Origin of the sequence: Vibrio zhugei, assembly GCF_003716875.1 — a bacterium.
Taxonomy (GTDB): domain Bacteria; phylum Pseudomonadota; class Gammaproteobacteria; order Enterobacterales; family Vibrionaceae; genus Vibrio; species Vibrio zhugei.
In genome coordinates, this window is sequence record NZ_CP033078.1 from 221,538 (window position 1) to 234,937 (window position 13,400).

Below are 13,400 nucleotides of genomic sequence, written 5' to 3' on the forward strand. Positions count from 1 at the left end.
GTCAGTTATGAATCCTTGTTATTGCTCTGACGAGGGCGACGTTGAGGCTTACGCTTATTGTTATTGCCTGAACGAGAACCACCCGTATTAGTGCGACGTTGATTGGATTTACGTAGCGTTAATGGCTTAGGTAAATCGGTTAACAGTGCCGTTGGGTCATAGTCAGAAACGATGATCGAATGTTCAATGGTTTCTTCAATGGCTGGCAGGTTAATGGCGTACTCTTCACACGCAAAGCTAATCGACAGACCGCTTTCGCCAGCACGACCAGTACGACCGATGCGGTGAATATAATCTTCACTGTCGTCCGGTAGATCATAGTTAAACACGTGTGTGACCAGAGGAATGTGCAAACCACGCGCAGCCACATCGGTAGCCACTAAGATGTCGACTTCACCTGCGGTAAATTGCTCAAGGATACGCTCACGTTTTTTCTGCGGGACATCACCGGTGAGTAGGCCAACACGGTGTTGATCGGCCGCTAAGTGACCCCATACTTTTTCACATTGGTGTTTGGTATTGGCGAAAACAATCGCACGATCTGGCCATTCTTCTTCAATAATGGTTTGTAGAAGTGCCATTTTGTGTTCGTTTGATGGATAGAACAGCTCTTCTTGTACCCGTGCCGCGGTTTTTTGTGCCGGTTCAATCACCACATGTTCTGGTTCATTCATATGTTCAAATGCCAACTCTTGCACTCGGTAAGAGAGCGTTGCCGAGAATAACATATTGAGGCGATCTTTCGGCTCAGGCATACGACGGAACAAAAAGCGAATGTCTTTAATAAAGCCTAAATCAAACATGCGATCCGCTTCATCGAGGACAACCGCTTGGATGTGGTTCAGATTAAAGGCTTTTTGCTTAAAAAAGTCGATAATACGACCGGTGGTGCCAATCAGAATATCGACGCCAGCGTTGATTTTTTCTAATTGCTTATCGTAGCTTTCGCCACCGTAAGCCAGTGCCGCTTGAATGCCAGTGCTTTCAATCAGGCCTTCTGCATCGTTGTAAATCTGAATAGCCAACTCACGAGTCGGCGCCATAATAATGGCACGCGGTTGGTTCGGTTTACGACCTTCGTTCTCCGGTGTAGTCAGTAAGTGGTTGAATGTAGCAGTAAGAAACGCGAGGGTTTTACCAGTCCCTGTTTGGGCCTGGCCTGCAATGTCTCGGCCGGCGAGCAATACCGGCAACGCCTTGGCTTGGATAGGGGTACAATACTCGAACCCTTTTTTTTCCAATCCTTCAATGACTTGCGGCTGTAAACCGAAGTCGGCGAACTTGTGCTCTGTGATATGCGTCTTTTTCATTCCTATAGAATATCAGCTTACGCTTGCAATACGGAAGTAAATACATTCCAATAGGGGAATCTATTTACTGGTGATACACGACCAGTTCAGAAAAAACACATTGGAGTTGAAGATGAGTGATAAATTTTTGCAGCTAACTGATGACAGTTTCGAAGCTGATGTGATTAATGCTGCAGGCCCTGTTCTTGTCGATTTTTGGGCAGAATGGTGTGGTCCTTGTAAAATGATTGCTCCGATTCTAGAAGAAGTCGCAGATGAATATGCGGGTAAACTCACAATCGGTAAGCTAAACATTGACCAAAATGCGGGAACACCACCAAAATATGGTATTCGCGGCATTCCAACCTTGCTTCTCTTTAAGAACGGCAATGTAGCGGCAACCAAAGTCGGTGCGCTATCAAAAACTCAGCTGAAAGAGTTCCTAGACGCGAACCTATAATCGCGTTACATAAACCGTACATAGAAATATGTGCGGTTTGTTTTTTCTAGAAACATTTTATAGACTACAATAAGTTTTAGTGCTAATTTATCGCACGTAAATTAAACAAGTGTTCACTTCTTGGTCAATCCTGAGACCAAATCCATCTTACTTTAACTAGAAAACAGATCCTATTTTGACTAAACAAGAATCCGCCACAATGAATCTAACAGAATTGAAGAACAGACCCGTGTCTGATCTTGTGAAGCTTGGCGAAAGCTTAGGCCTTGAAAACCTAGCGCGTCTAAGAAAACAAGACATTATATTCTCCATCCTTAAAGCGCATGCGAAAAGTGGTGAAGATATATTTGGTGATGGGGTGCTGGAAATACTTCAAGACGGTTTTGGTTTCTTACGCAGCTCAGACAGCTCTTATTTGGCTGGACCGGACGACATTTACGTATCACCAAGCCAAATTCGTCGCTTTAATTTACGTACCGGTGACTCTATTGCGGGCAAAATTCGCCCACCCAAAGAAGGCGAGCGTTACTTTGCCTTATTGAAAGTGAACACGGTTAACCGCGATAAACCAGACAACGCCCGCAACAAAATTCTCTTTGAAAACTTAACACCGTTACATGCCAATGAACGTATGGTCATGGAACGTGGTAATGGCTCGACCGAAGATATTACGGCTCGCGTTCTCGATCTCGCATCGCCTATCGGTAAAGGCCAACGTGGTTTGATTGTGGCACCGCCAAAAGCGGGTAAAACCATGCTGCTACAAAACATCGCTCAAAGCATTGCTTACAATCATCCTGAATGTGAGTTGATGGTTCTACTGATCGATGAGCGTCCTGAAGAAGTGACCGAAATGCAACGTCTTGTGAAAGGCGAAGTGGTCGCATCGACGTTCGATGAGCCAGCGAACCGTCACGTACAAGTTGCCGAAATGGTGATTGAAAAAGCGAAGCGTTTGGTTGAACACAAAAAAGATGTGGTTATTCTTCTTGACTCGATTACTCGTCTTGCGCGTGCTTACAACACGGTGGTTCCTTCCTCTGGTAAAGTATTGACTGGTGGTGTGGATGCGAATGCATTGCATCGTCCTAAGCGTTTCTTCGGTGCGGCTCGTAATGTCGAAGAAGGCGGCAGTTTGACCATTATTGCCACGGCGCTTGTTGATACCGGTTCTAAAATGGACGAGGTTATCTACGAAGAATTTAAAGGGACAGGTAACATGGAATTACACCTGAACCGTAAAATTGCAGAAAAACGTGTATTCCCAGCGATTGACTTTAACCGCTCTGGTACACGTCGTGAAGAGCTTCTTACGAAGAGTGATGAACTACAGAAAATGTGGATCTTACGTAAGATTGTTCATCCTATGGGTGAGTCCGATGCCATGGAATTCTTAATTGATAAATTGGCGATGACCAAAACCAATAATGAATTCTTTGACGCAATGCGACGTCAGTAAGCCATAATAAATAAAAACACCACCTTAGAGGTGGTGTTTTTATTTGCAAACCGTACAAGAATAAGGATAGGTCTTGTACGGTTTGTGCTGGAGGATTTATGCGACAAGGAATGTTGTACACGCTTCTACTCATATTGGTGCTCTTCACGAGTTCGTCTTGGGCCGTGATTATCTCCAAGCAAACGCGTCAGGAAGTACTTGACGATCATACCCTGCAACAAAAAGTGGGCGATTTGTATCAGCTCGCGATTAATAATCAGATCAATGCTCTTAATTTTTCCATGGAGCGGTTAGCCTTACCGCAACAAGAAGCCGCGCGTTATTTGTTATTTCGTCGTTTTGAAAATAATGGCATTGCTTTATCAGCCTCCCTCTATGGTTTTGTGCAAAAGCAAAATCGCCAGTCCCCGACGTATCAATTAATGGAATATGGACACGATTACGAATTTTCTGTGCCCGCATTCAATTATCCGACGATCGGCTTTCGGCTAATGAAGCGTTGGGACCAGGATCAAAAGACCGTGGATTTTATCTTGCATTCAGAGCTGCACGAGTTGGATCTCAAAACTTGGTTATCCGGCCCTAAAAAGAGCGCTCATGAGCAGTTATTATTACGAGAGCTTGATAATTTATCGAGGCCAGCGATTGATTTTTTAACCAAGCAACTGACTGCTACCAACGTGACCAGCTGGTTGCCTTCCTCTCGTGTTATGGTGAAATTGGCTCGTATCACCCGAGATCCTCAAGTGTATAAACTGCTGTGGTTAATGCGTTCAGATCATGTGATTGAAGGTGAATTATCGCGTTTAGCTACGCATCGTGATGCTTTTGCGATTGCTCAGTTAATGTTGGCGGCTCGTAATCCTAAGTTGACGTCTCTGGCGATCAACGAATTAGTGAGCATTCATCCAATGGATAAAGACGTCGAGACGTTCTTAGTGCAACGTCTTTCAAATAGTGAGGACGCTTCTTTAACGGCGAAAGCCTTGGTCACCTATGGTCACCGTCATTGGTTAGAAGAGATTATGAACTCCAATCGGCACGTGAAAACACGACTCATCATGCAAACGTTAAGCGCGTTATGAGAAAGCCAAAGCATCACAGAATAAAACCCCGCACGAAAGACGGCCCTTTTGTTATACTGCGAGTATCTTCACCAGCCAGAATATACTTATGAGTATTAAAGATTTACCCGACTTTTTGCATTATCTCGAAGAGCATGGATTGTTAAAACGCATTACTCGTCCGATCGATCCCCATTATGAAATGACCGAAATCAGTGATCGTACGCTGCGTGCTGGTGGGCCTGCGTTACTGTTTGAAAATCCTATAGGTTATAACATACCGGTACTGACCAACTTGTTTGGCACTCCTGAACGTGTCGCCATTGGTATGGGACGTGAATCGGTCAAAGAGTTACGTGAAGTGGGTAAGTTGCTCGCGTTTCTGAAGGAGCCTGAGCCACCGAAAGGGTTTAAAGAAGCATTGAAAACCTTACCGATGTTCAAACAAGTCTTAAATATGCCGGTGAAAAAAGTACGGCAAGCGCCTTGCCAACGGGTGGTATGGGAAGGCGATGAGGTGAACTTAGATGCCATTCCCGTCATGAGTTGTTGGCAAGACGATGCCGCACCGCTGCTGACGTGGGGCTTGACCATAACCAAAGGCCCAACGAAAAAACGTCAGAATATTGGTATCTATCGCCAACAAAAGTTAGGTAAAAATAAAATCATCATGCGTTGGCTGGCGCACCGTGGAGGGGCGTTGGATTTTCAAGATTGGAATAATGAACATCCGAATGAGCGTTTTCCCGTTTCGGTCGCTTTTGGCGCTGATCCGGCAACCATTTTGGCAGCGGTGACGCCGATTCCTGATAGTTTGTCCGAATATGCCTTCGCAGGGTTATTACGCGGACGGCGTTCAGAGGTGGTCAAATCGATCAGTAATGATTTAGAAGTCCCGGCCAGTGCTGAGATTGTGTTGGAAGGCTACATTGACCCTCATGAATACGCGGAAGAAGGACCGTATGGGGATCACACCGGTTATTATAATGAAGTAGAAATGCACCGAGTGTTCACAGTAACGCATGTCACGATGCGTAATAAGCCGATTTATCACAGTACCTACACAGGACGTCCACCCGATGAACCTGCTATTCTAGGTGTGGCTTTGAATGAGGTTTTTGTTCCTATCTTACAAAAACAATTTGCTGAGATTACGGATTTTTACTTACCGCCGGAAGGGTGTTCTTATCGCCTAGCGGTTGTGAGTATGAAAAAGCAGTATCCTGGACATGCAAAGCGCGTGATGATGGGGGTCTGGTCCTTTTTACGTCAGTTCATGTACACCAAATATGTGCTGGTGGTCGATGACGATGTCGATATCCGTCAATGGGATGACGTTATTAAGGCCGTCACCAAGAACATGGTTCCTGCTGCTGATGTCTTGCTCATTGAGAATACTCCCATTGATTCCCTCGATTTTGCGTCACCTGTTGTTGGCTTAGGCGCAAAAATGGGATGGGATGCCACGACGAAATGGGAGGTTGAAGTACAGCATACTCATGAAGTGGCGCCAGAAACCTCTTATCAAGCGGTGGCGCAGTGCATGAACGAGTTACAACTCGCTCATCCCGCGCTGAAAGATGTCTATATACCAGAATCGTCTGCTGGCCAGTTCATTATTGCTTATATGCAGAAAGAAGGTGCTGGGGAGTCACGTCAATTACTGCAGACCATACTAGCGGCCTTGAACAATCACGCTTATGCTAAATTTGTTGTGTTGTGCGATGGGGATGTGGATATCCGTGACTGGAATGACATTATTTGGGCGGTGACTACCCGAATCGATCCTGCTCGTGATACGGTCCGTCAAGAAGCGAATGAGCGGCAAGGCTCAGCTTTAGGTCTCGATGCCACCAATAAGTGCCAAGATGAAATTACTCGTGAGTGGGGCACACCAATCAAAAAAGATCCTAAATTAGTCGCACAGATTGATGAAATTTGGGATGAGTTAGATATTCTATGAGACATACTGTGCAAATGAGCCCCAATGGGGGGCAGTTTACAGTCATAGATGGACAGACGATACATGCCGCTGCGCTGAATCACGATATAGCGTGGCCTAATCGTTGCCGGATAGGAGCATGCGGTACATGCTTATGTAAAATATTACAAGGTGACGTCAGTTATCAGATCGAACCGATGCTGACAGAACGTGAACGTTCTGAAGGATGGGCTTTGGCCTGCTTGGCGATACCACAAAGCGATATAGTCCTTACTTTTGAAGAGTAAGCGTAGAGGATAATCATGATTGTACAATGTAAAGTGAAGTCAATTGAGCCGTTAGCAAGTCATACTTATAAGGTGTTGCTACAACCACAAGATAAAGTTGACTTTAAAGCGGGTCAATATTTGATGGTCGTGATGGGGCTTAAGGATAAGCGTCCGTTCTCTATTGCCAATGCACCGAGTCAGGCGAATGGGATATTGGAGCTGCACATTGGCGCAGCAGAACACAATGCTTATGCAGGGGAAGTGATTGAATCGATGCGTACGGCATTGAGTGATGATACATCGATTGATATTGATGCGCCGCATGGTGATGCTTGGGTTAAAGAGAGTGAGCGTCCATTACTATTGATTGCCGGCGGTACGGGCTTTAGTTATGTACGTTCGATTCTCGATGAGTGTTTAGCTCAATCGTGGCAGCAAGCGATTCATTTTTATTGGGGCGCAAAAGATAAAGAGCAACTTTATCTGATGGATGAATTGACGGCGCTGGCAGAAAAATACACTAATGTCACGTTTGTACCTGTATTAGAGTTAGCTGATGATGATTGGCAAGGCAAAACGGGCAATGTTCTTCAAGCGGTCAATCACGATTTTGAATCATTAGCCGATTATGACATTTATTTAGCGGGTCGCTTTGAAATGGCCGGAGCTGCACGAACCCAATTTGTCGAAAACAAGCAGGCATTGGTAGAAAGAATGTTTGCAGATGCCTACGCATTTATCTAATTAGTCCTGATAGAAACCCGCAAAAGGTGGAGGAATAGACCTATTTTTCACCATTCTGACTGTTTTACATGCGAATGGCGGTTTTTTTCCATTTTTTTATAAAAACTGCTTGCGCGGTTGGGCATTATCTCTATAATGCCCAACCACTGACACGGCAGACGCCACAAGGCTTCAGTCAAGGTCGATGAGGATAAGACATCCTAAAAAAGAAAATTGAAAAAGTGTTTGACACGCTCAATTAAATCTTTAGAATGCACCTCCGCTCTGAAAGAAAACTTCTTTTAAAGCAACGCTCTTTAACAATTTAAACCTATCAATCTGTGTGGGCACTCATTGATGATAATCAATAGTTTCTTCGGAAACAAAATTGGTATCAATGAACTGAGTGACCAAAGCTATTAAGAAACAGCCTTGAGCGGTTTTGATTTTACTTTTTCAAAAGTAGAAATAATAGCGGCACAGTCAATTCATTATCATTCTGTTGGAATGATAATAGCTTTAAAATTACGTATTTATTTCGGTAAATAACAGTTTTGAAGTCAGTATTCATTGAGCCACAAAAAACTTTAATTGAAGAGTTTGATCATGGCTCAGATTGAACGCTGGCGGCAGGCCTAACACATGCAAGTCGAGCGGTAACAGAAAGAAAGCTTGCTTTCTTTGCTGACGAGCGGCGGACGGGTGAGTAATGCCTGGGAAATTGCCTTGATGTGGGGGATAACCATTGGAAACGATGGCTAATACCGCATAATGCCTTCGGGCCAAAGAGGGGGACCTTCGGGCCTCTCGCGTCAAGATATGCCCAGGTGAGATTAGCTTGTTGGTGAGGTAAGAGCTCACCAAGGCGACGATCTCTAGCTGGTCTGAGAGGATGATCAGCCACATTGGGACTGAGACACGGCCCAAACTCCTACGGGAGGCAGCAGTGGGGAATATTGCACAATGGGCGCAAGCCTGATGCAGCCATGCCGCGTGTATGAAGAAGGCCTTCGGGTTGTAAAGTACTTTCAGCAGTGAGGAAGGGGTGGTGTTTAATAGACACCATTCTTGACGTTAGCTGCAGAAGAAGCACCGGCTAACTCCGTGCCAGCAGCCGCGGTAATACGGAGGGTGCGAGCGTTAATCGGAATTACTGGGCGTAAAGCGCATGCAGGTGGTCTGTTAAGTCAGATGTGAAAGCCCGAGGCTTAACCTCGGAATAGCATTTGAAACTGGCAGGCTAGAGTACTGTAGAGGGGGGTAGAATTTCAGGTGTAGCGGTGAAATGCGTAGAGATCTGAAGGAATACCAGTGGCGAAGGCGGCCCCCTGGACAGATACTGACACTCAGATGCGAAAGCGTGGGGAGCAAACAGGATTAGATACCCTGGTAGTCCACGCCGTAAACGATGTCTACTTGGAGGTTGTGGCCTTGAGCCGTGGCTTTCGGAGCTAACGCGTTAAGTAGACCGCCTGGGGAGTACGGTCGCAAGATTAAAACTCAAATGAATTGACGGGGGCCCGCACAAGCGGTGGAGCATGTGGTTTAATTCGATGCAACGCGAAGAACCTTACCTACTCTTGACATCCAGAGAACTTAGCAGAGATGCTTTGGTGCCTTCGGGAACTCTGAGACAGGTGCTGCATGGCTGTCGTCAGCTCGTGTTGTGAAATGTTGGGTTAAGTCCCGCAACGAGCGCAACCCTTATCCTTGATTGCCAGCACTTCGGGTGGGAACTTCAGGGAGACTGCCGGTGATAAACCGGAGGAAGGTGGGGACGACGTCAAGTCATCATGGCCCTTACGAGTAGGGCTACACACGTGCTACAATGGCGCATACAGAGGGCAGCCAACTTGCGAAAGTGAGCGAATCCCAAAAAGTGCGTCGTAGTCCGGATTGGAGTCTGCAACTCGACTCCATGAAGTCGGAATCGCTAGTAATCGTGGATCAGAATGCCACGGTGAATACGTTCCCGGGCCTTGTACACACCGCCCGTCACACCATGGGAGTGGGCTGCAAAAGAAGCAGGTAGTTTAACCTTCGGGGGGACGCTTGCCACTTTGTGGTTCATGACTGGGGTGAAGTCGTAACAAGGTAGCGCTAGGGGAACCTGGCGCTGGATCACCTCCTTACTACGAATGATTATTGCGATGAGTGTTCACACAGATTGATACGGTTTAGAACGTTAAGAGCACCTTAGTGGGTCTGTAGCTCAGCTGGTTAGAGCGCTCGCCTGATAAGCGGGAGGTCGGTGGTTCAAGTCCACTCAGACCCACCAAAATTTCCAGTAACGGCGTTGTTTATTTCGTCGTGTAGCGAACTACACGTCCTCAATAAACGCCTAGTTCCTGAAAATTTTCATCTAGATGGGGCTATAGCTCAGCTGGGAGAGCGCCTGCCTTGCACGCAGGAGGTCTGCGGTTCGATCCCGCATAGCTCCACCATCTTTAAGCATATTGCTGTGCAGTGTTCTTAAAAATGGTGTCTTTGTAAAAAGATACACATTGCTCTTTAACAATTTGGAAAGCTGACAACATACTCTTTTAGAAGAGTATTTGTAAAAGTTCTCAATTGTCTGATTGTCTTTTAATAGAACGGTCAGACAAACAAAAACACATTCAAGTGTTCTTGGATTCACTGTTTTCAGTGAATATTCAAAATTGAGTCCGGCAATATCGAGTCTGCAACATGTCCTTTTTGTCTTCACTTTTCAAAGTGAAAGCAAAGAGTTATGCAGACAAACCTTGGTGATTTGATTCATCAATCCAAAACTTTTTTGGGTTGTATGGTTAAGTGACTAAGCGTACACGGTGGATGCCTTGGCAGTCAGAGGCGATGAAGGACGTACTAACTTGCGATAAGCGTAGATGAGGCAGTAAGAGCCACTTGAGTCTACGATGTCCGAATGGGGAAACCCACCTGCATAAGCAGGTATCATTAACTGAATACATAGGTTAATGAGGCGAACCGGGAGAACTGAAACATCTAAGTACCCCGAGGAAAAGAAATCAACCGAGATTCTGGAAGTAGCGGCGAGCGAAACCGGATTAGCCCTTAAGCCATTTATGCGTCAGGTGAAGTGTCTGGAAAGGCACGCGATACAGGGTGATAGCCCCGTAACCGACAACGCATTTGTGGTGAAATCGAGTAAGGCGGGACACGTGATATCCTGTCTGAATATGGGGGGACCATCCTCCAAGGCTAAATACTCCTGACTGACCGATAGTGAACCAGTACCGTGAGGGAAAGGCGAAAAGAACCCCTGTGAGGGGAGTGAAATAGAACCTGAAACCGTGTACGTACAAGCAGTAGGAGCCTCCTTTGTGGGGTGACTGCGTACCTTTTGTATAATGGGTCAGCGACTTATATTCAGTGGCAAGGTTAACCGTTTAGGGGAGCCGTAGGGAAACCGAGTCTTAACTGGGCGCACAGTCTCTGGATATAGACCCGAAACCGAGTGATCTAGCCATGGGCAGGTTGAAGATTGAGTAACATCAATTGGAGGACCGAACCGACTAATGTTGAAAAATTAGCGGATGACTTGTGGCTAGGGGTGAAAGGCCAATCAAACTCGGAGATAGCTGGTTCTCCCCGAAAGCTATTTAGGTAGCGCCTCGGACGAATACTACTGGGGGTAGAGCACTGTTAAGACTAGGGGGTCATCCCGACTTACCAACTCTTTGCAAACTCCGAATACCAGTAAGTACTATCCGGGAGACACACGGCGGGTGCTAACGTCCGTCGTGGAGAGGGAAACAACCCAGACCGCCAGCTAAGGTCCCAAATTATTACTAAGTGGGAAACGATGTGGGAAGGCTCAGACAGCTAGGATGTTGGCTTAGAAGCAGCCATCATTTAAAGAAAGCGTAATAGCTCACTAGTCGAGTCGGCCTGCGCGGAAGATGTAACGGGGCTAAGTAATAAACCGAAGCTGCGGCAATGCGATTTATCGCATTGGGTAGGGGAGCGTTCTGTAAGCCGTTGAAGGTGGATTGAGAAGTCTGCTGGAGGTATCAGAAGTGCGAATGCTGACATGAGTAACGATAATGGGGGTGAAAAACCCCCACGCCGGAAGACCAAGGGTTCCTGTCCAACGTTAATCGGGGCAGGGTAAGTCGACCCCTAAGGCGAGGCTGAAAAGCGTAGTCGATGGGAAACGGGTTAATATTCCCGTACTTCTTACAATTGCGATGGGGGGACGGAGAAGGCTAGGTGGGCCTGGCGATGGTTGTCCAGGTTCAAGTGCGTAGGCTGAGTATTTAGGTAAATCCGGATACTCAAGGCTGAGACACGACGTCGAGCACCTAAGGGTGTGAAGTCATTGATGCCATGCTTCCAGGAAAAGCCTCTAAGCTTCAGATTGTAAGGAATCGTACCCCAAACCGACACAGGTGGTCGGGTAGAGAATACCAAGGCGCTTGAGAGAACTCGGGTGAAGGAACTAGGCAAAATGGTACCGTAACTTCGGGAGAAGGTACGCTCTATATAGGTGAAGAGACTCGCTCTTGGAGCCGAAAAGAGTCGCAGATACCAGGTGGCTGCAACTGTTTATTAAAAACACAGCACTGTGCAAAATCGTAAGATGACGTATACGGTGTGACGCCTGCCCGGTGCCGGAAGGTTAATTGATGGGGTTAGACTTCGGTCGACGCTCTTGATCGAAGCCCCGGTAAACGGCGGCCGTAACTATAACGGTCCTAAGGTAGCGAAATTCCTTGTCGGGTAAGTTCCGACCTGCACGAATGGCGTAATGATGGCCACGCTGTCTCCACCCGAGACTCAGTGAAATTGAAATCGCTGTGAAGATGCAGTGTACCCGCGGCTAGACGGAAAGACCCCGTGAACCTTTACTACAGCTTGGCACTGAACATTGAACCTACATGTGTAGGATAGGTGGGAGGCTTTGATATACAGACGCTAGTTTGTATGGAGCCGTCCTTGAAATACCACCCTTGTAGTTTTGATGTTCTAACTTGGTTCCCTTATCGGGAATGAGGACAGTGCCTGGTGGGTAGTTTGACTGGGGCGGTCTCCTCCCAAAGAGTAACGGAGGAGCACGAAGGTGGGCTAATCACGGTTGGACATCGTGAGGTTAGTGCAATGGCATAAGCCCGCTTAACTGCGAGAATGACAATTCGAGCAGGTGCGAAAGCAGGTCATAGTGATCCGGTGGTTCTGAATGGAAGGGCCATCGCTCAACGGATAAAAGGTACTCCGGGGATAACAGGCTGATACCGCCCAAGAGTTCATATCGACGGCGGTGTTTGGCACCTCGATGTCGGCTCATCACATCCTGGGGCTGAAGTCGGTCCCAAGGGTATGGCTGTTCGCCATTTAAAGTGGTACGCGAGCTGGGTTTAGAACGTCGTGAGACAGTTCGGTCCCTATCTGCCGTGGGCGTTGGAGAATTGAAAGGGGCTGCTCCTAGTACGAGAGGACCGGAGTGGACGAACCTCTGGTGTTCGGGTTGTGTCGCCAGACGCATTGCCCGGTAGCTAAGTTCGGGATCGATAACCGCTGAAAGCATCTAAGCGGGAAGCGAGCCTTGAGATGAGTTCTCCCTGGCGCTTTAAGCGTCCTAAAGGGTTGTTCGAGACTAGAACGTTGATAGGCAGGGTGTGTAAGCGTTGTGAGGCGTTGAGCTAACCTGTACTAATCGCCCGTGAGGCTTAACCATACAACACCAAAAAGGTTTTGTAACGGACTCAAATGAGTACTTGAGTGTGTGAGAACGGCTTTGTAGAAGTCATAAAAACAGCTTTCCAGATTGCATGAGTATCGCGTAAGCGGTAGTCATAAAGAATTTGCTTGGCGACCATAGCATTTTGGCCCCACCTGATCCCATGCCGAACTCAGAAGTGAAACGAAATAGCGCCGATGGTAGTGTGGGGCTTCCCCATGTGAGAGTAGGTCATCGCCAAGCTTTAATTAAGACATAGCGTGATTAACGTTATGGAAAAACCAGTTTGCGGAGCGGTAGTTCAGCTGGTTAGAATACCGGCCTGTCACGCCGGGGGTCGCGGGTTCGAATCCCGTCCGTTCCGCCATTTGTTTTGAAGCCTCGTTCGATTGAACGAGGCTTTTTTTCGTCTAGAATTCTGACATTTATTCATTAGCCGTCATCGATATATTGATCGTATTTATGGGCATTCATGGCGAGCATGATGCATCAAAGGGCGTAAGAGGCACTGAGG

General features: G+C 46.9%; 7 protein-coding genes, 3 tRNA genes and 3 rRNA genes. 12 read left to right on the forward strand and 1 reads right to left on the reverse strand.

The annotated features are described in order from the left end of the window. Nucleotides 1-5: 5 nt before the first annotated feature. A complete protein-coding gene (gene rhlB / locus EAE30_RS06105; RefSeq protein WP_123015180.1) occupies nt 6-1,310 on the reverse strand; it encodes an ATP-dependent RNA helicase RhlB in 1,305 nt (434 codons plus the stop codon). A 112-nt stretch (nt 1,311-1,422) separates the two neighbouring features. Here rhlB and trxA point away from each other — a divergent pair, with 112 nt between their 5' ends. The 12 genes from trxA to EAE30_RS06165 all read left to right on the forward strand — a co-directional run bounded on the left by trxA (nt 1,423) and on the right by EAE30_RS06165 (nt 13,253). Further along, nucleotides 1,423-1,749, forward strand: a complete 327-nt coding sequence (gene trxA / locus EAE30_RS06110) for a thioredoxin TrxA (RefSeq protein ID WP_123015181.1) — start codon at nt 1,423-1,425, stop codon at nt 1,747-1,749. 199 nt (nt 1,750-1,948) lie between these two features. Beyond that, entirely contained in the window at nt 1,949-3,208 is a 1,260-nt protein-coding gene (gene rho / locus EAE30_RS06115) for a transcription termination factor Rho (RefSeq protein WP_123015182.1), read from the forward strand. Nucleotides 3,209-3,306: 98 nt separating this feature from the next. Further along, a complete protein-coding gene (locus EAE30_RS06120; RefSeq protein ID WP_241967718.1) occupies nt 3,307-4,293 on the forward strand; it encodes a hypothetical protein in 987 nt (328 codons plus the stop codon). Between the two features lie 88 nt (nt 4,294-4,381). Beyond that, nucleotides 4,382-6,235 (forward strand): 4-hydroxy-3-polyprenylbenzoate decarboxylase, encoded by a 1,854-nt coding sequence (ubiD, locus tag EAE30_RS06125; protein ID WP_123015183.1) that lies wholly within the window; start codon nt 4,382-4,384, stop codon nt 6,233-6,235. After that, nucleotides 6,232-6,501, forward strand: coding sequence for a 2Fe-2S iron-sulfur cluster-binding protein (locus tag EAE30_RS06130; RefSeq protein WP_123015184.1), 270 nt, complete (start codon nt 6,232-6,234; stop codon nt 6,499-6,501). The genes ubiD and EAE30_RS06130 overlap by 4 nt, the downstream gene beginning before the upstream one ends. Before the next feature lie 15 nt (nt 6,502-6,516). Beyond that, nucleotides 6,517-7,227, forward strand: coding sequence for an NAD(P)H-flavin reductase (gene fre, locus EAE30_RS06135; RefSeq protein WP_123015185.1), 711 nt, complete (start codon nt 6,517-6,519; stop codon nt 7,225-7,227). Between the two features lie 567 nt (nt 7,228-7,794). Continuing rightward, nucleotides 7,795-9,338, forward strand: a 16S ribosomal RNA gene (locus EAE30_RS06140). A 69-nt stretch (nt 9,339-9,407) separates the two neighbouring features. Continuing rightward, a tRNA-Ile gene (locus EAE30_RS06145) sits at nt 9,408-9,484 on the forward strand. Nucleotides 9,485-9,574: 90 nt separating this feature from the next. Next, a tRNA-Ala gene (locus tag EAE30_RS06150) sits at nt 9,575-9,650 on the forward strand. A gap of 343 nt (nt 9,651-9,993) precedes the next feature. Continuing rightward, nucleotides 9,994-12,883, forward strand: a 23S ribosomal RNA gene (locus EAE30_RS06155). 130 nt (nt 12,884-13,013) lie between these two features. After that, nucleotides 13,014-13,129: ribosomal RNA gene (rrf, locus tag EAE30_RS06160) — 5S ribosomal RNA — on the forward strand. Together the 16S, 23S and 5S rRNA genes with 3 tRNA genes alongside form the textbook arrangement of a ribosomal RNA operon. A gap of 47 nt (nt 13,130-13,176) precedes the next feature. Beyond that, nucleotides 13,177-13,253, forward strand: a tRNA-Asp gene (locus tag EAE30_RS06165). Nucleotides 13,254-13,400: the final 147 nt, after the last annotated feature.